The organism is Actinomyces sp. HMT897 (assembly GCF_016626125.1).
Taxonomy (GTDB): Bacteria; Actinomycetota; Actinomycetes; order Actinomycetales; family Actinomycetaceae; genus Actinomyces.
In genome coordinates, this window is record NZ_CP067336.1 from 1,239,879 (window position 1) to 1,265,497 (window position 25,619).

At 71.3% G+C, this 25,619-nt stretch carries 18 protein-coding genes; 6 read left to right on the top strand and 12 right to left on the bottom strand.

Going from position 1 to position 25,619, the window contains the following annotated elements; translation table 11 throughout:
* Positions 1-18: 18 nt before the first annotated feature.
* Positions 19-1,839, top strand: a complete 1,821-nt coding sequence (locus JJJ15_RS05015; protein ID WP_200511647.1) for an AAA family ATPase — start codon at positions 19-21, stop codon at positions 1,837-1,839.
* A gap of 340 nt (positions 1,840-2,179) precedes the next feature.
* On the opposite strand, the gene JJJ15_RS05020 is transcribed toward JJJ15_RS05015, so the two are convergent.
* Positions 2,180-4,654 carry a type IV secretion system DNA-binding domain-containing protein gene (locus JJJ15_RS05020; RefSeq protein ID WP_200511648.1) on the bottom strand — a complete coding sequence of 825 codons (2,475 nt, stop codon included), beginning with the start codon at positions 4,652-4,654 and terminating at the stop codon, positions 2,180-2,182.
* 412 nt (positions 4,655-5,066) lie between these two features.
* Between JJJ15_RS05020 and JJJ15_RS05025 the strand changes: the two genes are divergently transcribed.
* The 4 genes from JJJ15_RS05025 to JJJ15_RS05045 all read left to right on the top strand — a co-directional run bounded on the left by JJJ15_RS05025 (position 5,067) and on the right by JJJ15_RS05045 (position 10,183).
* Positions 5,067-7,640: a tetratricopeptide repeat protein gene (locus JJJ15_RS05025; protein ID WP_200511649.1), complete on the top strand. Its 2,574-nt coding sequence runs from the start codon at positions 5,067-5,069 to the stop codon at positions 7,638-7,640.
* 193 nt (positions 7,641-7,833) lie between these two features.
* On the top strand, positions 7,834-8,616 hold the full coding sequence (locus tag JJJ15_RS05030) for a tetratricopeptide repeat protein (RefSeq protein WP_200511650.1): 783 nt from the start codon (positions 7,834-7,836) through the stop codon (positions 8,614-8,616).
* A 116-nt stretch (positions 8,617-8,732) separates the two neighbouring features.
* Positions 8,733-9,167, top strand: a complete 435-nt coding sequence (locus JJJ15_RS05035) for a tetratricopeptide repeat protein (RefSeq protein ID WP_200511651.1) — start codon at positions 8,733-8,735, stop codon at positions 9,165-9,167.
* Positions 9,168-9,514: 347 nt separating this feature from the next.
* A complete protein-coding gene (locus tag JJJ15_RS05045) occupies positions 9,515-10,183 on the top strand; it encodes a tetratricopeptide repeat protein (RefSeq protein ID WP_348641500.1) in 669 nt (222 codons plus the stop codon).
* 147 nt (positions 10,184-10,330) lie between these two features.
* On the opposite strand, the gene JJJ15_RS05050 is transcribed toward JJJ15_RS05045, so the two are convergent.
* The 9 genes from JJJ15_RS05050 to JJJ15_RS05090 all read right to left on the bottom strand — a co-directional run bounded on the left by JJJ15_RS05050 (position 10,331) and on the right by JJJ15_RS05090 (position 19,477).
* On the bottom strand, positions 10,331-11,182 hold the full coding sequence (locus tag JJJ15_RS05050) for a hypothetical protein (protein ID WP_200511653.1): 852 nt from the start codon (positions 11,180-11,182) through the stop codon (positions 10,331-10,333).
* Between the two features lie 326 nt (positions 11,183-11,508).
* A complete protein-coding gene (locus tag JJJ15_RS05055) occupies positions 11,509-12,303 on the bottom strand; it encodes a hypothetical protein (protein WP_200511654.1) in 795 nt (264 codons plus the stop codon).
* Complete coding sequence (locus tag JJJ15_RS05060) at positions 12,300-13,112, bottom strand: hypothetical protein (protein ID WP_200511655.1); 813 nt, start codon at positions 13,110-13,112, stop codon at positions 12,300-12,302. The genes JJJ15_RS05055 and JJJ15_RS05060 overlap by 4 nt, the downstream gene beginning before the upstream one ends.
* A gap of 67 nt (positions 13,113-13,179) precedes the next feature.
* Complete coding sequence (locus JJJ15_RS05065) at positions 13,180-15,507, bottom strand: DUF87 domain-containing protein (protein ID WP_200511656.1); 2,328 nt, start codon at positions 15,505-15,507, stop codon at positions 13,180-13,182.
* A complete protein-coding gene (locus JJJ15_RS05070; protein ID WP_200511657.1) occupies positions 15,504-16,079 on the bottom strand; it encodes a hypothetical protein in 576 nt (191 codons plus the stop codon). Before JJJ15_RS05070 ends, JJJ15_RS05065 begins: the two co-directional genes overlap by 4 nt.
* Positions 16,076-16,540: a hypothetical protein gene (locus tag JJJ15_RS05075; protein WP_106109753.1), complete on the bottom strand. Its 465-nt coding sequence runs from the start codon at positions 16,538-16,540 to the stop codon at positions 16,076-16,078. Before JJJ15_RS05075 ends, JJJ15_RS05070 begins: the two co-directional genes overlap by 4 nt.
* A gap of 446 nt (positions 16,541-16,986) precedes the next feature.
* On the bottom strand, positions 16,987-18,219 hold the full coding sequence (locus tag JJJ15_RS05080) for a hypothetical protein (protein WP_200511658.1): 1,233 nt from the start codon (positions 18,217-18,219) through the stop codon (positions 16,987-16,989).
* Positions 18,220-18,360: 141 nt separating this feature from the next.
* Entirely contained in the window at positions 18,361-18,684 is a 324-nt protein-coding gene (locus JJJ15_RS05085; protein ID WP_200511659.1) for a hypothetical protein, read from the bottom strand.
* Positions 18,668-19,477, bottom strand: coding sequence for a hypothetical protein (locus JJJ15_RS05090; RefSeq protein WP_200511660.1), 810 nt, complete (start codon positions 19,475-19,477; stop codon positions 18,668-18,670). The genes JJJ15_RS05085 and JJJ15_RS05090 overlap by 17 nt, the downstream gene beginning before the upstream one ends.
* A gap of 1,633 nt (positions 19,478-21,110) precedes the next feature.
* Between JJJ15_RS05090 and JJJ15_RS05095 the strand changes: the two genes are divergently transcribed.
* Positions 21,111-22,292: an OmpA family protein gene (locus JJJ15_RS05095; RefSeq protein ID WP_200511661.1), complete on the top strand. Its 1,182-nt coding sequence runs from the start codon at positions 21,111-21,113 to the stop codon at positions 22,290-22,292.
* A 184-nt stretch (positions 22,293-22,476) separates the two neighbouring features.
* Here the strand turns inward: JJJ15_RS05095 and JJJ15_RS05100 are convergent, their stop codons facing one another.
* Entirely contained in the window at positions 22,477-24,153 is a 1,677-nt protein-coding gene (locus JJJ15_RS05100) for a hypothetical protein (RefSeq protein WP_200511662.1), read from the bottom strand.
* Between the two features lie 62 nt (positions 24,154-24,215).
* Positions 24,216-25,613, bottom strand: a complete 1,398-nt coding sequence (locus JJJ15_RS05105; protein WP_200511663.1) for a hypothetical protein — start codon at positions 25,611-25,613, stop codon at positions 24,216-24,218.
* Between the last annotated feature and the right edge of the window lie 6 nt (positions 25,614-25,619).

Consider the following 25,619-nt stretch of genomic DNA (forward strand, 5'->3'; position numbering starts at 1 on the left):
CCTGCCGGGTGTGGGGCCGTGGTGGTCCCGCGCCCGATGCCGGCCTGGGCCCGCCAGGCCCTGTGCCACCTGCTCGCGCTCGAGCCCCAGCACGTGGTCCTCGTCACTGAGGACGACGACGTCGGGCGGGCCGGGGAGGCCCTGACCGCCGCGCTGCGCGGTCTGCCCGTGCCCGGGGGCCCTGCCGGGGTCGTGACCTGCTGCGGGGCCCGTGAGCTCTGCGCGCTGCGCGGCGGCGTGGACGAGGAGGACGGCGGGGCCTGCGCGGCGGTCAGGGCCGCGCTGTACGGCGTGCCGGTCGGCGCGCCCGGGGGCGGGGCCGGGGGTGGGATGGCTGGGTGCGAGGCGCCGCGGCCGGGTGGCGGCGTCCCTGTCGGCGCGCCCGGTGGTGTGGCTGGTGGGGTGGTGGTCCCGGGGCGTCGTGTCCTGGTGGCCACCGACCCCGTCGACCCCATGGGGGCCGAGGCGCTCCTGCTGGCACGGCACACCGCCCGCCGCCTGTCCATGCCCCTGGCCTGGGTGGTCCCGGGCAGCCAGTGGGACCAGGCCGACGGGCTGGAGCGCCGCGCCCTGGTCCCCGGCGGCGCCACGGTCATCGACTCCCGGCCCGCCCCGGGCACGGCTGAGCTGCGTCGGGAGCTGGCCAGCCTGGCCCCACAGCTCGAGGCCTTCCACCGGGTCCGGATCCCGCCAGGGACGGTCGCGGCCGCGGCCCGGGCGGTACCCGGGGCGGGCGAGCCCGCCCAGCCCGAGCACGGCCGACGCCTCCTGGACCTGTGGGCCTGCGACGCGGCGCTGCGCGGGGAGGACCACGCCCTGCCCCCCGGCCCCGCCCGCCCGGACGAGGACCGGCAGGCCCGCCGGTGGGACGTCCGCGCCCTGGAGCGGGCGCTGCGCAGCCGGGTCCTGGGCCAGGACGAGGCCTGCCACGCCCTGGCCCGGCAGGTCGCCCTGGGTCACCGCGGGTTGCGCCTGACCGACCGGCGCCCCCGCTCCGCGGTCCTGCTGACCGGGGGGACCGGGACGGGCAAGACGCTCCTGGCCACCACCCTGGCCGACCACCTGGCGGCCGCCCGCCAGGAGGCCGGCGAGGCCCTGATCCGGGTGGACACGGCCATGCTGACCTCTGAGCACCTGGGCTCGACCCTCCTGGGCGCCCCGCCCGGCTACGTCGGCTCGGACAGGCGGGAGGGGTGGCTGACCTCCCGGATCGCAGCCAGCCCCCACGCAGTCCTCCTCCTGGACGAGATCGACAAGGCCTCCCCCCTCATACGCGACAACCTGCTCCTGGAGCTCCTGGGCAACGGGACCGTCACCGACTACTCGGGCCGGACCGTGGACGCCAGCGGCCTGGACGTCGTCCTGACCGCCAACACCGGGGCCCGGGCCCTGACCCGCCAGGCCCCGGGCCTGGGACCCGGCGAGGACCCCCGCGCCGTGGCCCGCAGGCAGGTCAGGCAGCTACTGGCCCCCGAGGTCCTGGGCCGCCTCGACGCCGTCGTCCTCATGGAGCCCCTGGACCGGGACCGCATGAGCCGGGTCCTGGACCAGGTCCTGGTCACCCTCGCCCGGGTGTGCGCACGCAGCGGCTACACGGTGGAGGTCACCCACCAGGCCCGCGAGATCCTGCTCACCCAGGCCCTGGCCCGTCCCGACGGCGCCCGCCGCCTCCACCGGGAGGTGGAGCGGGCACTGGCCGCCCCGCTGCTGGACCAGGACGCGGGAACCTACCGCACCCACGTGGACGAGCGCGGACACATCACACTCACCAGAACCACACCAAAAGACGCCTTGAACCAGGACAAGACACCCACCGCAGACGAACACACTCCTCTATAGACAGACGCCTCCCTACATAGGTGAGTATCCTCCGGCTGCGGACACACCCTACGCCGGTGAACGCCTTTCCCCGTGGATGAACGCCTTCCTTCGTAGGTGAGCGCGCCTTCAGGTATATGAACGCCGTTTAGGATGGCGTTCATATAGCCTTAAGCGCGTCCACCCGCAGGACAGCACGCCCATCCGCAGGACAGCGCGTTCATCCGCAGGACAGCGCGTTCACCTGAGAGGAGGGGCGCGACGTCGGGCCGGGGCCACCCAGCAGGCCTCAGCCCACCGAGCCAACCCCACCCCTCCGAGTCAGCCCCACTTCGCCGAGAAGGCCAGGAGGGGCCCGGCCTCAGCCCTCTGAGCCAGACAGGAGGGTGTCGACGTCAGCCGAGCCGGAAACCGGCTCCCCCATGCCCAGGGAGGTGAGACACTCTTCCAGGAGGGAGCCGAAGTCGTCGTCCTGGGGACCGTCCTGGGGCCGCGAAGCCCCACCGTCCTGCTCGCAGGGCTCCAGGTGGGGAGAAGCAGTGAGGCGGACGAGGTCGTTGGCCTCGCACTGACGGATGGCGGCCTCGACGTCGTCGCTGGTCAGGGCCTTGAGGCTGCCCAGCTCCTGGCACCGCCGCAGGACGCGGGACCGGGTGATCTGGCGGTTGCGCTCGACCGCCCCGGGGCGCTCGCGGCGCAGGGCGTCGGCACGCTCGTTGTGGTCCACGACGAGGGTGAAGGCCTGCGTCTGCCCGGCGGGGGTGGCCAGGGTGGTGGCGGCGTGCATATTGGGCAGGCGGCTGAGGGAGCCGCCGCTCCAGGTGCCGATGCGCGCCGCGACGCGCGGGGCGTCCTGGATGGAGGAGCGCATCCCCATGACGGTGGAGGCGTTGGCCTCCAGGGAGCTGGCGAGCTCCGCCGACAGCTGGCCCATGTGCTGGTGGGCCAGCAGGACGCTGATGCCGAACTTGCGGCCCTCGGCCAGGAGCTCGGGCAGGCCCCCGACCTGGAAGAGCTGCGCCTCGTCGATGACGAGGAGGTGGGGACGGTGGCGCTGCGCGCGGGAGGCCATGGCCAGGGCGTGCTCCATGACCCAGATCATGCCGATGAAGGCGGCCTGGTCCTGGCCGATGCGGGGCGCGGCCAGGTCAATGAGGAGCACCTCGCCGCGGTCCATGACGCCCTGGACGTCGATCGCCTCGCGGCCGGAGCCGAAGACGGCCCTCATGGCAGACGAACGCAGGACGCGGTCGAACTTGGAGTTGACCCAGGCGAGCATATCGGCGAACTCGCTGGAGTGGTTGCCGGCCAGCTCGCTCTCGAGCTCGCGCGCCAGGCGCGGGTTGATGTGGTGGACCGCGTGGGCGACGTCGGTGATGCGCTCCCTGTCCGCCAGCAGCTCCGGGACCAGGCTGATGGTGGCGCGGTCCCCGAACAGGGCACTGGCGGCCCCCATGGCCTGGTGGAAGATCCGCTCGAAGCGAGGGCCGATAATACCGGTGTGCTTGGGATCGAAGACGGCGTAGAGGATCTCGATGACCTCCCCGACCATGGTCTCGAAGTCGCGCCCCGTGAAGGGGTTGAGAGGGGTGGGCCGCTCCAGGTCGGCGGTGCGCACCAGGTGGGTGCGGGCGGCGGCCCCGTCGGGCAGCTCGTCCACGCAGCGGCTCACCAGGGTGCCGTGGGGGTCGATGACAGTCACCCCCAGACCGTGCTCGACGGCCCAGGCGACGACGCCAGCCTGGAGGGTGGACTTGCCAGCGCCGGAGGCCCCGAGCACGTGGACGTGCTGGCACAGCTGCTCCAGGCCGATGCGCACCTCGGTGCGCCCGCCGGTGGAGTCAAGGGCGGTGCCCAGGCGCAGTCCCTCGGTGGGGACGGCGTCGGTAAGGGGGACCTCAGGGGTCGTCGGCATGGCGCAGCGGATGCCGATGACGCCGGTGCGCTCGCCGGGCACGGGGATGCGGACCAGGCCGCGGGCCATGCCGCGCGGGACGGCCCGGCCCTGCAGGGTGCGGCTGGCGCCCGCCCACACCTCCTTAGCGTCCTCGTCGGCGCCCAGGGGGACGACCTCGAGGTCGCTGGCCCAGTCCTCGAGGGCGACGACGACACGCGCGGGGATCTCCTCATCGAGGTCGGTGCCCAGCAGGAGGCGCATGCGCACGGGGACGCCGACGTAGCCCATCACGGTCTCGGTGCTCGCCCGCCCCTCGGTGGCCAGGACGGTCTCCTGAAGCATCCAGGTCTCGGCCGAGCCGGCCGGGGCGAGGTGGACGCGCAGGGTCGCGCCAGCACTGCGCAGGACGCGGGTCATGGTGAGCGCCGAGTTCGTCATCACGGTATTGGGCCAGGTGCCCAGGGGGCGTCGGAAGGTGTCCTGGTCGGCGCCGGGCAGGAGCCGGGTGAGGGTGCGCGCGCCGGTGCCGTCCGGCACGCCGGGCGCCACGGGCTCCGGCGTGAGGCGGGGCGACTGCCGGGTGACGGCGGCGACGACCTCGCGCAGGACCCTGGGGGCGGGCCGCCCCGCGCCCGGGACGACCTCCTCCCACTCGTGGACGCCCTCGGAGCACCAGGCGAGGTCCTGGGGGAAGGTGGGGGTGACCCCGACGGCGTCCACGCTGACCCGGACCTCGCCGTCCCGTTCGGTGCCCAGGGTCAGGGTGACGCGGGCGTCGGGCCCCTGGCTGGCGACGACCCCCAGAAGGCGGTCGGTGAGGATCCGGCCCGCCAGGCCGGGGTCGGTGTTGCGCAGGGCCCGGCTGAGGACGAGGCTGGTACGCTCAGGGTCTGAGGGGGTGTGCCAGCGGATCTCGGGTCGGTTGTTGATGGCGCTCATGGTGGTTCTCCTTGTGCGACTGCGGGCGCGGTGCGCACCGCGTTACCCAGGGAGCGCGGTTGTTATTCGCGGGCGACCCCAGGCTCGGAGAGGATGCAGATCAGGAGGCTGCGCAGGCCCCAGGGCCGAGCTCCTGGAGGACCGCGGCGGGGAGCTGGCGGGCGAGCTCCGCACCCAGGTGCAGGGGATGTGACGGCGCGGGAGCGGCCGTCGTGCGCCGCGAGGGGTTGGGTTGTATCGGTCTGGCCTGGGCGGGGCCTGCTGAGCCTTGCCTGGGTCCTGGGCCCTACGGCGCCCGACCCTCAAAGAGGACTGACGGGGACGGCACGACGGCTCAGGTCCGGGGTGTCAGACCCGTCAACACCCCGGCGTGTGGTGCAATACGTCTGCCCGCGACGGACAGGAGGTAGCCATGGCGGACCCGGACGACGGAGGCCTCTCCCCGGAGGAGATCCTGAGGAAGGCCGAGGAGGCCTTCAATGGCGGATGTCGGCTGTTCGAAGCCGGGCACCTGCCAGAGGCGATCGCAGCCTTTATGAGAGCGTTGGAGCTCTATCGGCAGGTGGAGGGTACTGAGCGCCAGCAGGCTGGCTGCCTGGGCAACACCGGCCTCGCCCTGGGTAGGGTGGGCAGGTACGAGGAGGCCCTGACCGCCTTCCAGCAGGCCCTGGTGGCCGCCTATCGCACCCTGCCAGACACCGAGCTCCAGCAGGCCAAGTGCCTGCTCGACACCGGCACCACCCTGCGCAGGGTGGGCAGGTACGAGGAGGCCCTGACCGCCTACCGGGACGCCCTGGCCCTCTTCCGCACCTTGCCAGGCACCGAGCGCCAGCAGGCCGCCTGCCTGGGCAACACCGGCCTCGCCCTGGGTAGGGTGGGCAGGTACGAGGAGGCCCTCACCTCCTACCGGGACGCCCTGGACACCTACCGCACCCTGCCAGACACCGAGCGCCAGCAGGCCAACTGCCTGCTCAACACCGGCCTCGCCCTAGGCGGGGTGGGCAGGTACGAGGAGGCCCTCACCTCCTACCGGGACGCCCTGGACACCTACCGCACCCTGCCAGACACCGAGCGCCAGCAGGCCAACTGCCTGCTCAACACCGGCAACACCCTGGTCGAGATAGGTCGGTATGAGGAGGCCCTCACCTCCTACCGGGACGCCCTGGCCGCCTATCGCACCCTGCCAGACACCGAGCGCCAGCAGGCCAACTGCCTGCTCAACACCGGCAACACCCTGGTCGAGATAGGTCGGTATGAGGAGGCCCTCACCTCCTACCGGGACGCCCTGGCCGCCTATCGCACCCTGCCAGACACCGAGCGCCAGCAGGCCAAGTGCCTGAACAACACCGGCAACACCCTGTACGGGGTGGGCAGGTACGAGGAGGCCCTGACCGCCTACCGGGACGCCCTGGCCGCCTATCGCACCCTGCCAGACACCGAGCGCCAGCAGGCCAACTGCCTGCTCAACACCGGCCTCGCCCTAGGCGGGGTGGGCAGGTACGAGGAGGCCCTGACCGCCTACCGGGACGCCCTGGCCGCCTATCGCACCCTGCCAGACACCGAGCGCCAGCAGGCCAAGTGCCTGCTCAACACCGGCAACACCCTGCGCGGGGTGGGCAGGTACGAGGAGGCCCTGACCGCCTACCGGGACGCCCTGGCCGCCTATCGCACCCTGCCAGACACCGAGCGCCAGCAGACCGACTGCCTGCTCAACACCGGCAACACCCTGTACGGGGTGGGCAGGTACGAGGAGGCCCTGACCGCCTACCGGGACGCCCTGGCCGCCTATCGCACCCTGCCAGACACCGAGCGCCAGCAGGCCAACTGCCTGAACAACACCGGCGTCACCCTGGTCGAGATAGGTCGGTATGAGGAGGCCCTGACCGCCTACCGGGACGCCCTGGCCGCCTATCGCACCCTGCCAGACACCGAGCGCCAGCAGGCCAACTGCCTGCTCAACACCGGCCTCGCCCTAGGCGGGGTGGGCAGGTACGAGGAGGCCCTGACCGCCTACCGGGACGCCCTGGCCGCCTATCGCACCCTGCCAGACACCGAGCGCCAGCAGGCCAACTGCCTGCTCAACACCGGCGTCACCCTGCGCGGGGTGGGCAGGTACGAGGAGGCCCTGACCGCCTACCGGGACGCCCTGGCCGCCTATCGCACCCTGCCAGACACCGAGCGCCAGCAGACCGACTGCCTGCTCAACACCGGCAACACCCTGGTCGAGATAGGTCGGTATGAGGAGGCCCTCACCTCCTACCGGGACGCCCTGGCCGCCTATCGCACCCTGCCAGACACCGAGCGCCAGCAGGCCAAGTGCCTGAACAACACCGGCGTCACCCTGCGCAGGGTGGGCAGGTACGAGGAGGCCCTCACCATCTACCAGCAGGCCGCAGACTTCCTCCGCATCCTGCCAGGCACCCAGAAGGACCAGGTCGCCTGCCTGTTCAACACCGGCGTCACCCTGGACGAAGTGGGCCGGTACGAGGAGGCCCGCACCTCCTACAGAAGAGCTCTTACACCGGCGATTATTAGTGCTCTGAAGTCTAATACCGCTCGCTTCCAGTTTCCCACCGAGCACGACCGTCTCACCTGGCTCACGGAAAGAGCAGAACCATCCCTGGACCTCGCCCTGCGCCTCGCCAGCATCAATGACCAGCCCGCCCTCATCTCAGATCTCATTGCCACCTTCCGCACCGGCGGCAGCATTGATACCACCAGGCTGACGACACAAGGCAGGACAACCACGCTAGGGCTCATCACGCCCAACCTCACCACACACCCTGAACCCAACCCCCATCCCACAACCCCCACACCCACCGGCCTGGCCCTGACCGCCAGCCCACCCCTGGGCACCGACGCCGTCCTCTCCGCCAACCTCCCCCGACGCCCCGGACCCGTCCTCCACATGCCCCACCACCGCACCGCCCTGGCCGACTACCAACAAGACGACGACACCACACGCCCCCACGCCCACTACCGATGACCTGTGTGCAGGGTGAGACTTCCACGCGCCCGTCCGGCAGGTCGTAGCGCCCGCCTCAGTGCTGTTAACTATTGCTATGGTCACAGCGCGCACCTCTTGACGGATGCGTCTGTGGCCGCGGCAGGGACGTCGGGCTCGCCTGGCAGCACAATATGTGCTGCAGTGGGGCACACACGACGGACAGGAGATGACCATGACGGACCCGGACGAGGCTGACCTCTCCCCAGAGGAGATCCTGAGGGAAGCTGAAACCGCTTTTAGCAAAGCGGCCCGATTGTTCGCCACCGGGCACCAGGAGAAGTCGATCATAGCTTTCACGGAGGCTCTCGAGCTCTACAGTCAGGTGGAGGGCACCGAGCGCCAGCAGGCCGACTGCCTGAACAATGCAGGTGTCGCCTTTAACATGTTGGGAGGTCATGATGAGGCCCTGGACGCCTATGAGGTCGTCCTGGACTTCTACCGCGAGCTGCCCGCCACCAAGCAGCAGCAGGCCGACTGCCTGAACTGTATAGGCACCGCTCTGCGCCGTATAGAGTCAGACAAGGAGGCCGTCGCCGCATACCGGCAGGCCCTCGACCTCTACCGCGACCTGCCCGGCACCGAGCAGAAACAAGCCAGCTGCCTGAAGGACACCGGACGGGTCCTGCGCCACATGGGGCATCATAATGAGGCCCTCGTCGCCTGCCGGGAGGCTCTGGGACTCTACCAGCACCTGCCTGGCACCGAGCGGGACCGGGCAGAGTGCCTGAACGGTACCGGTATCGCCCTATACGCCCTAGGCCGCTACGAACAGGCCATCACAGCATACCGGCAGGCCCTCGATCTTTACCGCGACCTGCCCGGCAGCGAGCGGGACCGGGCCGCCTGCTCATACAATATCAGCGCCGCACTGCACAAGACAGGCCGCCACGAGGAGGCGCTCGCCCTCTACCAGCAGGCCCAGGAGGTCTACCCCCAGCCTGACGGGGGCCGGTAGCCAGGAGGAAGTGGTACACAGAAAAACGAAGCAACGCCTACCCGAGACACCAACCAGCCGCTGAGCCGGCGTTTATTATAGAACGTTTACGAACAGGCAGTCAGGAGCCGAGAACGTTGAACCACCTGACAGAAGAGTATCGGCACACGGCAGACAAATTATTTGACACGGGTATTGACCTGACTGACGCAAAGCGTTATCCCGAGGCGCTGACGGCGTTCCGTCGCGCCCTGGACCTCTACCGTCAAACGGGTGATACCCACGAAGATCTTGCCGACTGCCTGACCAATATTGGCGTCACCCTGCGCCAGGTGGGACAGCACGAAGAGGCACTGACCTCCTACAGGCAGGCCCTGGACATTTACCGACGCATTGACGGCACCGAACATGATAGAGCTCGTTGCCTCGTCAATACAGGAAACACCCTGCGTTACGTGGAACGTTACCAGGAGGCAGTTGACGCTTACCAGCAGGCCCTGAGCCTCTATCAGCACAAAAAAATACCGGATTCCAGGAGGCTGAATGTCTGCACAACATCGGCCTTACTCTGAGTGACACGGGACGGTACGAGGAGGCTCTCGCTGATTACCGGCAGGCCCTGGCACTGTACCGCGACCTGCCGGACACCAAGCAGAATCAGGCCAACTGCCTGACCAATATCGGCGCCACCCTGCATGAGAATGGACGCTACGAGGAAGCTCTCGCCTCTTACCAAGATGCTCTTAACATCTACCGAGATCTTCCAGGCGCCGAACAGCTTCAGGCTATCGTCCTGTACGACACCGGCGTCACCCTAGACAAAGCAGGACAACAGGAAGATGCTCTGGACGCCTACCGTGACGCCCTGGAAATTTACCGTGATCAGCCTGACTCCGAGCAGGATCAGGCCAACTGCCTGATCAACATGGGTGTCATCCTGGACGACGTCGACTGTTATGAGAGGGCGCTGACCACCTACCATGACGCCCTGGTCCTCTACCGGAAGGTGGACGGGACCGAACTTCAGCAGGCTCACTGTCTGAACAATACTGGTGATACTCTAGACAGTATAGGGCAGCACAAGGAGGCTCTGTCCTTCTACGAGCAGGCACTCGCCCCGGTGCTCATCGGCGCCCTGGAGTCCGACGCCGCCCGTTTCCAGTTCCCCACCGAGCGCGACCGCCTCACCTGGCTCACCGAGCGAGCGGTACCAGCCCTGGCGCTCGCCCTGGAGCTTGCCTCCAGGAACGACCGGCCCGACCTTGTCTCAGACCTCATTGCCACATCCCGCACCGGCGGCAGCGTGGACACTGCCGCGCTGACAGCGTCGGGCCATGGCGTCCGTACAGGACGCGGCGAACCGAACGTCGCCGCCGGTCTTGGACCCAGCACGCCTCCCACAAACCTCGTACCCACTAGCCTGGCCCTGACCGCCGGTCCACCTCTGGGGACCGCCGCCACACCGTCCGCCAACCTCCCCCGACGCCCCGGACCCGTCCTCCACATGCCCCACCACCGCACCGCCCTGGCTGGCTATCGTCCCGGCGGGCCACTCGGTGCGGGGCGCTCCCGATCATGGGGCCCGTGAGGGCGAGAGCTTCCGCAACGGGCCACTCGGTGCGGGGTTCTCCCTGGCGGGCCGCAGCGCGCCCAGGCCCGCTACCGGTGACCCCGGGGGCTTCTCGCGGGACGGTGCTCCACCCTCCGGAGACGGTAGCCTGGGCCCTGCGGCGGATCATCCCTTACGTGTGGTGGTCCCGTCCCCGAAGAAGTCGTCACGCGTGTGGTAGACGGAGCCGTCCGACCCCCGGGTCGTGTAACCGTCCCCAAAGAAGTCCTTGGTCGTGTGGTAGACGGTCCCGTCCGAGCCCCGGGTGGTCGTGCCGCCACCAAGGAAGTCGCTGGTCGTGTGGAAAGTGACCCCGTTCGACCCCCGGGTGGTGGTCCCGTCGCCAAGGAAGTCCCTGGTCGTGTGGAAAGTGGTCCCGTCAGATCCCCGGGTCGTGTAACCGTCCCCGAAGAAGTCCCTGGTGGTATGGAAGGTGTCCGACCCTCCGAACCCGCCGACAGGCGCCGCGTCAATGGCGCCCCCGCCCACCGAGCTCACACCGGAGTAGCCTCCGCCGTAGGAATAGGTGACCGACGACGACCCGCCATCCTTGGAGGTCAGGACGGCGAGAACGGCGACCGCGGATATCACCCACACGCCCGTGACAATAATCGTCCCCTGGTACTGGAACCAGCGGAAACCGAAGAGTGAGACGACAAACAGCGCCACCGAGACGGCGACGGCGAACAGCAGCGAGCCTATGAACGCGCCGACGGGGAAGAGGACCGCTGAGATAACAGTCAGGTCCTTTCCTCGGCTACCGGGGAGGCGGCTTATCACGAGCCCGATGGCGCAGCCGACAACCCCTCCCACCACAGCATAGTTCTGCGCCGCCGCAATGAGCGTGTCGTTCGTCGCGGAAGAGGCTCCGGTTGAGAAGCTCATACTTGAGAATCCCATAACCAGCAGCCCGGTGGACGCCCACATAAGGGCGCCGAAGACGGCATAGGAGAAACCTAATCTCAGTGTCGTAAGCACGAGGTGAGCGTAGCGACCCCGTCAACGTCCTGACAAGTACCAGAACTTGTACTCTTGCCCCTCGCCGGCGGGCGGTCCCACGCCAGGAGCAGGAGCGCGGGCGCCCGTGGTGTCTCCTGGCGCGGATCCGGGTGGTGGGGGTGTCTGTCGAGCTCTCCTGGCGCAAATCAGGGCGGATTTATCCGATAAACCGGATAATCTGCCGTCTGTCTGCTGGCCCGGTTCGTGTGCGTGTCGCAATCTGAGGATCAGAACGACTGGCACTCTCTGCCGCGCCGGGCCCCGGGCTCCTGACCTGCGTGGACATTGGGTGTACAACATGGCGCTCACCTCCTTCCACCAAGGACACGCCTGCCCCAGCCAAGAAGCAGGTGGGTCAGGACGAATGCCAGCCCGTACCCGAGGACGACGCCCAGGTTCGTCCCCGGCAGCAGGCAGCTACCGGAGGACGCGCCCGCCGACCCCGACACCGGCACCGCGGCCCCCGCGCCCGCCCCGTAGCCTCCCCACAGGACCAGCGGCGTGGCCAGGAGCACCGCCTCCAGCCCCGCGAGGGCCACGGCCGCCAGCGGCAGCAGGGCGATGACCGCCCCCAGGGCCAGCCCCAGCAGGCCCATGAGCGGCGCCGCGGCGGCCCCGTGCCGCAGCGCCTCCGGCCCCCACCCCGCCGACACCGACCCGATCACCAGGACCCCGCCGAACCAGCCCAGGCCCGTCGTCTCCACCCCCGCACCCGCGCCCTCCGGGAGCCTTCCGCGCACGCCAGGCAGCAGGAGCGTCCCGGCGGCGGCCCCCATGGCGATGAGCCCCACCGAGCGCACCGGGGTGACGACGTCGAAGCCGCACCCGGTGCCCGCTCCCAGGAGCGCCAGCACGAAGGGCGTCGAGGCCACCAGCCCCAGTACCGAGGCCGACCAGGCCAGCGGCTGCCAGAGGGGGTCCAGGAGCACGGCCGCCGCGGTGAGCACCGCAATGAGCACGCCGGTGCCCCAGCCCGCCGACTCCCAGCCGAGCCAGCCCGTGGACGTGGAGGCCGCCACCGTGGTGACGGCCCCCGCCAGCAGCGCCACCGGGGCACGCCCCGCCCTCCCCGGCCGCGGGGCTCCCAGGAGCGCGCTCACCGGCCCGCCCTCTGAACGTCCCGGACGTCGGCCAGGCTGTAGACCCGGTCAGGCCCCCCGGAGGTGTCGAGCCGGCCGTCGTCACCCACGTGCTCCCACACGCTCACCGTCCCACCGCGCTCGTCGACCTGGATGACGCTGCGTCCCACCTGGTCAGACCCCTCACCGACGGCGTCGGCTCCCTCCAGGTGGGTCTGCCCGTCCCGGTTGAGGGTGCTGACGACCCACTCCCGGCTCATCTGCGTCCCGCCCACGTTCCGGGTCATGCGCGGCGGCCGGTAGTCGCGAGCGGCCGTGCCCTTGACCTCAATGACGTGGACGCGCCCGTCGGGCCCGAGGGTCTCCAGGTCCAGGCCCTGGGGGCGGCTGCCCTCGGTGTGGATGGTGAGCAGCTCGTGGCCCTCCACGTCCCGGGCGAAGGAGGCGGCCAGGTCCTCGGAGCGCTGTCCGAGCTCCTGACGGGCCAGTCCCGCGCCCGGGGCGTGACCGGTGTCCCCGGCGTGACCGGTGTCCCCGGCGTCACCGGCGCCCCTGCCTGTCTCCGTCCCCGTGCCCGCGCCCGTCTCCGCACCAGGGCCGGTCTCAGGGCCGCTCCAACTGGTGTCCCACACGGCACCTGCCGTGTCCGCACCCGGGCCCGCAGTATCACCGACGTCACCAGTCTCACCGGTGGTCTCGAGGCCGCTCCAGCTGGTGTCCCACACAGCACCCGCCGTGTCGGCGCCCCCGGCCGCTGTGTCCACGACCGCCGTGTCCGCGCCCCCGGCTGTACCGGCACCGCTACCGGTATCTGCTGCAAAGTCCTTCATATTCCCTCCTGGTACTCGGACCTACTGCCCTTGACGGACGCCCGGGGACGTCTGGTCCACACGACCGTCACCCCCGTTGAAGACGCCTCAGGGCGTCGTCGTCCAGGGTCCGCCCGGTGTCCACACCAGGTGCCGGTTCCAGGTCCACCAGCGGCACGACGCCGGAGCCCGCCACCCGCACAAAGGCCAGCCCCCGCCCCAGGCCCGCGGCGACCCGCTCCGCCTCACCCGACAGGCCCAGGTCGGCCAGGGCGGCCCGACGGTCGTCGTCGTTCATCAGGCCCATGACGACGCGGTTCGCCGTCGAGGAGCGGGCCTGCGGCGCCAGCTCACCGGGTGACTGGGTGGCCAGGACGAAGCCCTCCCCGTACCCGCGCAGTGTGGCAATGTCCGTGGACAGTGCCCGCACGGCCTCGGATCGCAGCCTCTCCCCCGTCTGCGCGCCGCCGTGGCGGTCCCCGGCGTCCAGGAAGAGGTGGGCCTCCTCCAGGACGGTGAGGTGGGCCAGGCCCCGCCGCACGCCGCGGGCGCGGGCGGTGGCACGCACCTGCTGGAGGACCACGGCCGTGACAAGACGGACGTCGTCGTGCTCTACCAGCTCATGCAGCTCGATGACGAGGGGGCCACCGAGCCTGGGCGTGAGCGTGTCCTGCCCTGCGGCGAGCGTGTGGGCCAGGTCCCCGTCCCCGCCCAGGCGCCTGAGCCGGGTCTCCATGGCACCGAGCATATTGAGGGCCTCACCGGTGTAATGACGCTCACTGACGATCTGCCGGAACCCGGCCAGCACGTCCCCGACACCCGGCGTCCTCACCCCACGGCGCCCCTCCTGCCAGCCGTGGTGCCTGTAGGCACGGGCCAGGGACTCCTCCAGCAGCACGTCGAGCGGGGAGGGCATGGGGGCGCTGAGGAGGAGGGCCTGCTTGACCGCCGCCAGGTGCTGGTTCAGACGCACCCCCTCGGGGACGGTGAGCAGGTCCGTGCGCAGGGGCACCAGGTCCTCACGGCACGCCGTCAGGACGGTCACATCCTCCCCCAGGACCGACTTAAGGGCCCGGTACTCGTTGCGTACCGGCTCAATGACGAGGAAGGGGACGCGCTCGCGACGCCACAGGCGCACGAGGAGGGACTGGATCGCGGTGGTCTTACCGCGCCCGGAGGAGCCGACGACGAGCGTGTGCTCGGTGAGGTCGCGGGCAGGCAGCCCCATGGCGCCAGCCGAGCCGTGGACCCTGCCCAGGTGGATGCGGTCACCGTCCTGCTCGACGACGGGACCCCGATAGGCCTGGGAGGCGTCCGACTGGGGCAGGCCGGGGCAGCCGGCCTGGGTGGGCAGGGGCATGAGGAGGCGCCCGGCCAGGTCCGTGACACCGTAGAGGAAGGGCAGACGCGCGAGCCCCGCGGGCAGGAGGCCACGGGACCACAGGGGTCCGGGCCCCCAGGGGATCACGCTGAGGTGGTCGAAGGAGTAGGCAGCGGCACGCAGCTCCTCCTCGCTGGTGGGGGCCGCCACCCGCATATGGGGAGCCACCCCGCGGCGGCGCCCGGCGACGGCGGCCCCGACCTCCGGGGCCAGACGGGCCAGGTCCCCGGCCGGGCCCCGCAGGCCGATCCGGGCCAGGACGGGACGATCGAGCTCCTCGCGCAGCTCCGCCCAGGACAGTGCCGCGTCCCGGGCGGCGACGTCACCCGGGACCCGTACCAGCCGACGCAGGACGTCGACGTCATCGTGCTCGGCGCCCAGGTTCTCCAGACCGGCCCTGTAGGCGTCCAGGAGGGCCCGCTCGCCGGGGGTCAGCTCGGCGACCTGCACCAGGACCGAGACGGCGCCCTCACGCACGCCCAGGAGCGCCCGGGCGACACGGTTCCAGGCGGAGGCGTCACCGGGCCGGTCGGCCAGGTGCCACAGGACGTCCGGGCCGTCCGGGCCGGGCCACGTGGGCCGCCCACCGACCTCGGTGCGTCGCAGGTCCAGGTAGCTGCCGCCTCTCGGCCCCAGGGCCCTAGCTGGGGCCGGGCCGGTAGCGAACCCCGCGGGCAGGTGCCCACGCAGGGCCGCCAGTGCCCCGAGGGCCGTGGTCGCGCCCCGGGTGGAGCGGGCGGCCAGGTACAGGTGCAGGCGGTCCTCGCCGTCGTCCTTGACCCAGCGCAGCTCGACGGCGTCACAGCCGGGCTGTGTGCGGGCCGCCAGGACGAGGCTGGCCGCTGCCCCGCGCAGTGTCCGAGTGGCCGCGGCCTCGTCCTCCGTGCCGGGGCCGCCGAGGGCCGGCGCGGCAGTGACCTCCAGGACGGCGGTCCAGGAGGTGGTGGGGGTGAGCTGGCCACCGGCAGGGGGCCAGCAGAAGGTGGGGCCGGTGGTCACGACGGTCCCGGCGGCAGGGGCAGGCAGGCTGGTCATACTCGGTCTCCCGGGGTCGGGGCGGACAGGACGTGCTCAGCTGGCAGGCCCGGGTTCGGCAGCCCGCCGCCCGGGCCGGGCAGTACCGGCAGGCCGAGGGGGGCAGGGCCCGGGCCCGTCGCGGGGAGCACCGGGAGGGTGCTGCCGCGGTCGGCGGGGTCAGCGAGAGCGGGCGGGGCTGGCAGGCCCGGGTCGGGCAGGGCCGCCAGGGCCTGCGGGTCAGGCAGTGCCGGCAGGTCCGGGACGCGCCCAGCCAGCAGGTCCGGGTCAGGCAGCCCGCTGCCTGGGTACCCGCCGGGCCGCAGCGGGGAGGCGGTGAGCCGCGAGCGCGCTGCGCGGGCGTCGTCGTCGGCCCGTCGGCGCAGGAGGGTCAGGGCCGCCAGGGCGGTGGCCCCCAGGAGCAGCCCCGGACCCGGTACCGGCAGGACGGCGAGGAGGACGGCCGCCCCCCGGACCCGTCTGAGGGCGTCGTGGCGTGGGGCGCGCTCGAGCCGGAGCGCGGCCAGGACCAGGGCGAGGAGCAGCTGGGCGGAGTACAGCCCCGCCCAGCAGGGCACGGGGAGGTCGGTCACCGGGGCCTCCTGCGCACCGGCCTGCCCTCGACCTCGGCGACGAGGACGTCCACGGCAGGCAGGAGGACCAGGTCGTGGAAGGAGCGGGTCAGGGTCAGGCGGGCCCGGGTGGCCTGCGCCCCGGCGTCGGCCCGCTCAGCCAGCTCCCGGCCCGGACCCGGGCCGCCCAGGAGGGAGCGGAGAAGGCCCTGGTCCTCCACCGCGAGCATCCAGCCCACGTCAAGTCCTGTCCCTACGGGGTCGGCACGGACCTCCAGGAGGTGGGGAAGACCCCGCCACCAGCCGTTCCTGAACCGGACGGGGGCCTGGAGGCGCAACCGCCCGCCCGAGTGGACGACGGTGAGCGGCAGGCCGAGCCCGCTGCGGCGGTGGAACTCCAGGACGGTGCCGAGGAAGGGCTCCGCGAGGTGGCCCGCCCCGGGGACAATGAGGCCCTCCTCGTCAACGGGGACTCTGTACATGGCGGCTCCTTCACTGGTGACGGCTCGCCCTGGCGGCGGGCCACACCGCACCTGACGGAGGCCAGGGGGTGGCCGGGCCACTGGCCCCGGCGCCGGGAGCCCCGCGACCGGCACCGCGCGGCACCGTGCGCGGGGCTCCCAGGCGGTCGGCTGCCCTGACAGGCTGCCAGGCGGGGTCCGGCTTCGCCGACGAGGCTGCCAGGCAGGCCCGGCCTCACCAACAGGCCTCCCAGGTGGCCAGCTGTCCTCTCAGACGAGCCAGTAGCGCCCGTGGTCGGGGCAGACGAGCCCGCCCCCGCAGGCCGTGCAGCGCCTCTCGCGCCAGTCCCCCTCACACACGGGGCAGGTGGTGAGGTCCTGAGGGCAGTGGCGGCACGTCCCCGGCTCGCCGGGGGCCCACCAGCCCTGTCGCGTCCACACATAGACCAGGAGGTTGGGGCCGCTCATCAGGCCACCGCCAGGGAGGGCGTGCCGTCCTCGCCGTAGCGCCCGTCAGCGGCGGCGCCTCCGGGGGTCCTGGCCCGCTCGGCGCGGGCGTCCGCGGCCGCACGACGCTGGTCCAGCGCGGTCGTCATCTCCGGGTCGCCGTAGGAGGTCTGGAGAGCCACGTAGTAGGTGTCAATCATCTCGGTACCCAGGCAGGTCACGACGGCGACCTCCTTCTCCCGGAGGTGGGCGAACTCCTCCTTGAGCCGCCTGGCGTGCTCGATCTGCTCAGGGAGGTCGGCGTTCTGACGCCGGTAGGCGTCCAGGGCGCGGGTGGCACGCCTGAGGTCACGGTCCGCGCGGCCCAGGGTGGCGCCGAAGAAGAGCCCGTACTCAAGGGCCCCGCAGACCAGCGGCATAAGGACGCTGACCACGCCGAGCGCCACGGCAGCCCACCCGGTCGAGGATGTCGCCTGGGAGCTCAGGCCTGCCTGGCTGTCCATAATGCGCACGTAGTCCTCCCGCATCACGGCCATCGACACCGCGATCGCGAGTCCCGCCAGGAAGAAGGGGATCCCCATCCAGAGGGCGGCGGCGCGCCGGCCCGCGGCCAGCTGGTTCGCGGTGAAGCTCGCCCCCACCAGGAGGGACAGGGAGATCCCGCAGCCGGCCATGAGGGCGACCTGGAAGGAGAAGCCCGCCACCAGCAGGGCGGTCGCGTTGAAGACCACCTCTGACACTATGATCATGATCAGGAAGATCCACTGCATGACCCGGCTCCAGAAGCCTGCGGAGCGGGTCGCCTCCACCGCGCCGGGCCCGCGGCTGTCACGGAGCTCCTGCTCGGCACTGTCGACCGCGGCCTGGGCCTCGGTCACCTTCCTCTCAAGCAGGTCGCCCTCGGACTGGCGGCCGAGAAGACCCGAGAGGATACCGTCCTGCTCGTTGACGAGCTGCTGGTACCTGTAGTGGACGGCGGCCACCTCCCGGTGCGTCCGTGAGCGGATCTGCTGCTCCACGGCCAGGCGCTGGTCGCTGACGGCCAGGGAGTCGGCGTCGTCGACCCCGGCGGCAGCCTGCCTTACGGCCTGCTGCTCGCTCGAGGCGACGGCGGCAGCCGGCACCACCGGGGCGAGGACGATCTGCGGGCGGACGTCCTCAGCGCTGTTGCGGTGGTACTCAATGGGGCGCGTCCGGGTGGGGGACTTAGTGTCGTCACGGAAGAGCGTCGTGACTTTCCTGAGGATCTTCATGACCCCTCTGACGGATACCACGAGGGTCCTGGGCCACGGGGCGCGGACGTGTACCCGAGCGGATGCCACCCAGACTCGCCCCGAGGGTCCTGGGCCGCGGGGCACGGACCAGGACCCTGTGCCGGGGCGCGTCCGCCGCCCTCAGGGTCTCCCGCCCGTCACGGGGGAGGCCGAGGCGACGGTGGCGCCCCCGGGGCCACCGGGCACCGGGGAGGCCGTGGCGCCGTCGGACGAGGGGCCGGCCTGGCGGGAGCCCAGGACGTACCCCGTGCACACCGCCGCGAGGACGAGGAGCAGCAGGGCCAGGACCGTGGTGGCCACGCCGGGTCCCCGGCCCCGGTAGGTGCCTCGGTCCGTGTCCCGGCCGAGGGCCCCGGCCCTGGGAGCGTTGTCGGAGCCGGGGCTGGGGCCGGAGCCGGGGTAGCCGAGGACGGCCGCCAGGTGCGCCTCACGCGAGGGTGCCACGGCCGCTCACCCCGCCCTGGGTTCCACCGAGCCACACACCCTGGGCGGCACCGTCCCGCTCGGCGGCACCGTCCCGCTCAGGGTCACGGAAGTCCTCCCACGTCCACTCCAGCCGCGGATCCTGGGCGGGCCCCAGGGTCGAGCGCATGACGGGCAGGTCGTCAACGAACCAGGGGGCGTCGGGGGCGATGGGCCGCGGGCGGGTGGGGGCGCTGGTGCCCGCGCCCCAGAACCGCCACCAGGGGCCACGCTCCCTGCCGAGGCAGTAGTGGGCGACCCGGTTGTTGGCCAGGGCGGCAGCCTGACGCAGCATCTCACGGCCCTGTTCGTGAAGGTGGCGTCGCATCTGCACGTTGGCGTGGAGGCGGTCGCGGGCGGCCTCGACCTGGGCGCGGTGCTGTTCCCCGGCCGCCTTGGCCGCACGCGCCAGCTGACGGGCCCGGTAGGCCTCGATGCTGCTGGCGTACCCCTGGTCGGGGACGGGTGAGAGCGCGCTGACCCCCTCCCCCTCACGGCGCAGGAGGTCGGAGTCGCTGGCTATCTGGGCGTCCAGGAGCGCGACGCGGTCGTGAAGCTCCTCGGAGAGAACGGCCTGCCCCTCGCGGAAGGCCTGCTCCTGCCCGTGGATCCAGGGGGTGCGCCCGTCGGGGTCAGGCGTCAGGGCGTAGTCCTGCCGCCCCTGGCGCTCGGCGTCCCTCAGGTCGCCGCTCACCCCTACGTGGGCACCGATACTGGCCATGCCCAGGCCGGTACGGGACACGGAGGGTACTTCAGGAGGTGACGATACTTTCATGCCCCTCCTGACGGAGCGCAGCAGGCAGGTGGCTCATTGTCCCGGGGCCGGGCGGGACCACTGGCAGACCCGGGGTCGCCGTCCCAGGCCCACCCCACCTCGGGCTGCTGGCCCGGGCCCATACCAGCACGACCGCGACGACAGCGGGGTCACCCGCCTGCACGTCTGCTGGCCCGGGCTCTTGCCAGCACGACCGAAAGTCCCCCGGGACGGGTAGCAGACCGCCTCACTGCCTGGTCCAAGACTGGTCCAAGACCTGGCCTGAGGTGAGGACAGGGGACTATGCACGGCCCCGGCGGTGGTGGGCGGACGGTTCTGTCGCAATCTGAGGATCAGAGCCGATCCCACCCCGCACAACTCTTTGTACACCCAATGTCCGCGCAGGTCAGGGGCCTGGGCCCCGGTGCGGCAAGGGGTGCCAGTCGTTCTGATCCTCAGATTGCGACACGCACACGAACCGGGCCAGCAGACAGGCGGCAGATTATCCGAAGGTCCACATAAAAGCATTCGGGTTCGCGCCGCGAAAGGCGGGAGAGCCCGCCTCACAGTCAGTCCCGCCCCGTCCACGCACGAATTACCCGTAGCGCGAATGGGATAGAACCGCGCCAGGGGGAACAGGACGCTCCCTGACATCACCTGCAGGAGACGTTCAAGCAGCTCGCTGTTGTCTTAATGCACCTAGCGGTGCGGGGTGCTCCCTGACGGGAAAAGGGTCTTCTCGTAACTCCAGCGCCCGAAGAGTCTTAATGCACCTAGCGGTGCGGGGTGCTCCCTGACCCCTGCCTCTGGGAGGCGCGTGATTGCAACGTTTCCAGGGGCTGGATCGCCACCGGCCCTCTGGGGCCCTTCCGGAGGTGGCCGAAACGGGTCCATTTCTACCACCTTTCGTTGGTATGACGCCACTCGCCACCGACGGTCCTGGGAGCGGATCCGGCGCCGGCTTTGGACGAGACCATGCGGAAAAGTGGCAGTCGAGAGGGGTGTCTCACACCACACTGATGGTGACCAAGACCACAAAATCAGCTGGCCTCAACCCCGTGAGCACCCGCACCGCGTCCTCTTCCTCACCAGATCCCCTCCGGCGCAGGCCCCGTCGTCGAGCGCGAGCACCGCCCACTCCCTCCCACACAGGACGCGCACAATAAGACGGACCACGTCATTGGACTCCTCAACACAGCACCCGAACAAGCCCTCATTGTGGACCCATTTGCCTGGGGCAGACCAGACAGCAGGAGAAACCCCTCCGAATATGGCTCAAAGGCGACCTCCTGACCACTGCCCTGTGCCGCCCTTAGCCCTGCCTACACGAACAAAACAATAGCACACGTCCCACACCCACACCAGCACAATCAGGAGACACCCTGTTCCCCACAACTAGATCGCGTTCCGTTCACGCTGTACATGATCACGTCCCTGCGGGAGCCAGCCACGGACACCCGTTCTCACGGCGAACAAGTACCGTTCTCACGAGCGGGGAGCGGGGGCGGGAGGGAGAGACTCCCCACGGGCCCACGCCACCGCGGGGCCGGGCACGCGCCCGGGTAAACCAGGCCCGAAGATGAAGCACGATCCCACGCCACCGCGGGCCGGGGCCAGGTGAGCCGCCAGCCGCCTGGGCTCCGTCATGGGGATCATGACACAGCACCAGCGCCTCAGGCGCACCACCCGTCTTCTGCTCCTCCTGGTCGCGGCAGCCCTGGGCCTGACGACCCTGACGGCCTGCGAGCTCAAGCAGGGCGAGGACGTCGTGACCTCCACCAGGGCCACGGCCATTGTCTACTCGGCCCGGCAGAACTCGCCCACGATCGACCTCACGGCCTCCAGCCCCGGCGTTGACGCGGTGATCGACGACGCCGTGGACGGGCACGGCACCCTCTACGTGGTCAGCGCCGACGGCGCCCCGGCCGTGCGGACAAGCCTCACCCTCGCCTCGAGGCAGGCGAGCGAGGTCGCCTCCAAGCGCTCCCGCACCGCCAACGTGAGCCGGGTGCGCCAGGCCCTGGCCGCCTCGGTCGCCACGACGCCCGAGGCCGACACGCTGGGCGCCATCGGTGTGGCCGCCGACCAGGTGAGGGGCTCCACCAGCCCGACCGTCGTGGTCATTGACTCCGGTCTGGCCACCACGGGCGCCGTCCCCTTCCAGAACGGCGTCCTGAGCCCGGGCACCGACTTCCAGGCCACCGCCCAGTCGCTCAAGGCCGCCCGGCTCCTGCCCGACCTCCAGGGCATGACGGTCCACTGGGTGGGCATGGGGGACACCACCGCCCCCCAGGGCGCCCTGGACCAGGCCGCCCGGGCCCGCCTCGAGGAGCTGTGGCGGTCCGTCGTCGAGACCGCGGGCGGCACGCTCACCACCGACTCCCGGGACGCCGTCACCACCACCGCACCCGAGCAGCTGCCCGCGGTGACGCCGGTCAATGTGGCCGCCACCTCGGTGTCCGCGGCCCGGATCTCGGTGACCCTGCCGGAGACGCAGCTGGCGTTCGTGGGCGACGAGGCCACCTTCCTCCACCCCGACCAGGCCTCCGCCACCATTGCCGAGCTGGCCCGCTCCCTGACCGGCAGCGGGGTCTCGCGCGTGACCGTCACCGGCTGCACCGCCACCGCCGGCACGCCTGAGAGCCGTGCCACCCTGTCCCAGGCCCGGGCGGAGGCCGTGAGGACTGAGCTCCAGGCGCACCTGGGCGGCGTGCCGGTCACGGCCCGGGGCCTGGGGGCCGAGTGCCCGGGGCACGTGCCCGACGTCGGCCCTGACGGCCGCCTCACTGAGCCTCAGGCCCAGCAGAACCGAGTCACCGTGGTGACCGCCGAGTAGGGCGCTCACCGCCCGGACCCTCCGGACCCGCCAGGGCCAGCCCTCCCGGAACCGGCCCTCCCGGGGCCACCGGGCCCGCCGCTCCGCTCAGACGCGAGAACGGTACTTGTTCGCCGTGAGAACGGTACTTATTGCTCGTGAGAACGGACCAGGCGGAGCTGGGCGGGCCCGCTGGCCCCGGCGCTCAGGCGACCCCGACACCAACGGGTCCGGCGACCCCGTCCCCAGCGCCCCCACCCTCACCCCCATCCTCGTCCCCGCCGGCGTCGGGGACAAAGCTGCGGTCGGGCGCCCAGTAGGCGTTGAGACCGGCCCAGGTCAGGGGCGAGGTGACAATACCGGGGCGCTCCCGCCACGCGGCCAGGCACCCCCGCTTCCACTCGTTCATTGCCAGCACCGCGTCCGGGGCACGCAGGCAGTCGTCCACCGCGAAGGACAGGTCCAGGAACCCCCGCGCCGACTCCTCCTGGCAGGCCCGGCGGAAGAACTCGTCGGTGAGCATGGTCCAGCGTGTGGTCATTACCAGCTCGGCACCGGCCTCCAGTATGGCGGCGGCCATGCCGAAGGGCTCCACCTGGCCGGTCTCCGTGCCCGACTGGCAGGCCACCAGCCCCACCCGCGGTGGCATGGGCCACAGGTAGATCCCTGAGTGCGCCTCCGGTGCCGGGGCGCCGCTCATGTCGGTGCCGTCGAAGCCGACGCCGGTGGGCAGCAGGTCCCCCAGGTCGGGCTCCTGCCCGGCGCGCGCCGTGTTGCGGAACTTGGCGGCGTGCTCCCTCCAGTCAATGGTGCCCAGGACGAGGTCGCTGGCGCTGAACCAGCGGGTGCCCTCCTGGTCCGTGGGGTACACCCCGTAGCAGGCGCGGGAGTCGGCCAGCTGGAGGCGGGAGTCGCCCCCCGTGCCGGTCATGTGCCCGACGTAGAGCAGGTGCGACAGCGGCCTCCTGTTGTCAACGGTGACGACGTCGGGATCCTGGCGCAGGACCGCGGAGAGCTGGAGGCGGGTCGTCCCCCGGGCGTCCCCGCGCCCACCGGCCTCAGCCGGGGCGCTACCGACCGTCACCGGGGCGGGCTCGTAGCCCCTGACCCGCTCCTCCCACGCGGCCAGCTCGGAGCCGTTGAGGACCCCGGCCCGCCCCGCGCCCTGCTGCCAGGGCTGCACGAGGTAGACGGCGGGGGCGTCCCTGACCCTCTCCCAGCTGGGGTGGGGCAGGGACGGCTCGGAGTCCCGCCCGAGGACGGGGCCCATGGTGACCACGTCGAGCACGTCCAGGAACCGCTCGACCTGGCCGTCCGGCGTCGTCCGCCCGGTGGGCATGAGCTCCCAGGGGACCTGTCCGCACGACGGCGGCGGGTTCACGGCCAGGAGCACCCGCTGGCCGGGCGTGTCCACCGCCTCCAGCAGGGAGGCCAGGAAGCCCGGAGGGACGAGGACCTGGGCCAGGTCACGCATGAGCTCCAGCTCGCGCTCCGGGTCGCCTGCCAGGGCCCCGTCGACCACCCGCAGGAAGTGCCCCACCTCCAGCGGGTCCGGGGTGGCGGTGGAGGCCGTCTCGTCCTCGTCGTCATCGTCGAAGAAACGGGCCATCTCGTCATCGTCGTCCTCAGGGCCGGTGGCGGCGTCGGGCTGGGCGGGCAGGGGCGGGTAGTCCCGCTCAAGACGCTCGACCTGGGCCCCGGTGACCTGGTCGTCGTCGTCCATGTAGTCAGGCAGGGACCGGCGCAGCGCCTGTGTCACCCGGACGAGCTCCTTACGGTCCAGGACGACGAACGCCGGCGGGCAGTCCTCGCTCTCCCAGGCCACGTAGGTCCCCGACGTCGTGTCGACGCCGTGGAAGACGAACTCGAGCTGCTTGGTCACATCCACTCCTCGGAGGCAGTCGGGACGGCGCCCTTCTCGGGGCACCGGGGGAACCGGGCGGGTCAGCACCTGAACTGGGCCAGGAGCTCGGCGACCCACAGCTGGGACTGCTTCAGGCTGGACCGCACGAGCCGGGGCGCCATGCTCCGCCGCTGTTGGATGGCCTTGTGCGCGGTCCGCTGACGGCTCCGGACCCACTTGTCAGCCCGCTCCTGCTCCTCCAGGAGCCGGTCCCGGTCCCTGCCACGCACGGGCCGGGAGGGGCGGGGCACGGAGACCACGTCGACCAGCTCGATCTCCTGCCCCTCCCCCAGGGGCGCCGCACCGGTCACCTCCCCGGGGGCGGTGGCGCACAGGTGGACCAGGACCGGCAGGATCTCCCCGTAGACGTAGACGCGGGCCATCCCCACGTCACTGTCCTGGGGCAGTTCGCAGGCGGTGCGGACGGTCACGGTCACGCGCCGGTCCCGTTCGGTGCCCGCGACCCGCCAGGCCCCGGCGCCGGGGGAGGTGTCAAAGAGCCCCTGCACGTTCTGGCCCCAGTCAATGGTGAAGGTGCCTCGCGTCCTCCCGGCGCCCGCCACGAGGGCGACGGCGTCCTGGGACAGGCGCCCTCCCAGCAGGGCGGCCAGCTCGTCGTGCTGTCCCCTGCCCGCCCCGGCGCGTTCCTCCACGGCGTCCAGGAGCTCCTCCAGGGCGGCGGCCTCCTCCTCGTCGCCCTCGTCCTCAGCCGCGTCGAGCAGGCCCTCCAGGCAGCTGGCGATCACCAGCCCCCAGGAGCGCCGCACCGTCTCATCGACGCCGTTGTCAATGAAGTCCCGCGCCCGGTCCTTGACCTCCTGCGCCATGGGGGCGAGCAGGAGGGCGCCCACGCCCCCGTCCGCGGCGAGGCACAGGGGGACGTCACCCTCCCGGCTGAGCGCGATCAGCTCCATGTCCAGCGCGACCCGGTCGAGCTGCCTGACGCTGCCGTCGGCGGGGGACGGCCAGTAACGGCGCATCCACAGGCCCTGGGCGATCCTGCACAGCACCCTGGCGGTCGTCGTCGGCGCGCTGTGCCAGGTGGTGGGGACCTCGCGGGCCAGGCGCAGCTGGCGGCTGTCCTCGGCGTCCTCGACCTCGGTGAGAAGCTGCTGCGCCGCGAGGACGACGTCGTAGCCGTAGACGAGCTCGACCCACAGCGGCACGGTGGTGGTGAGGAAACCGCCCGCCACGGACACGGGATCCTTCTTGTCGATAACGAGGTCGGCGACGACCCAGCCTCCGTCCAGTGGGACAAGGGGGCGCAGAAAACTCTCCCTCGCGGCCTGCCCGTCGGGGGCCCTACCGAGGGCCTCGTCAGGGGTCCCGGCGGAGGTCCCGCCGGGGACAATGAGGACCGTGTCCCCGTCCCATGACACCGTCACCCGGTCCAGCGGGTCGGCGGGCTCTGCCGTCCTGGGAGTGGTCTGATCAGTCATCTGTGC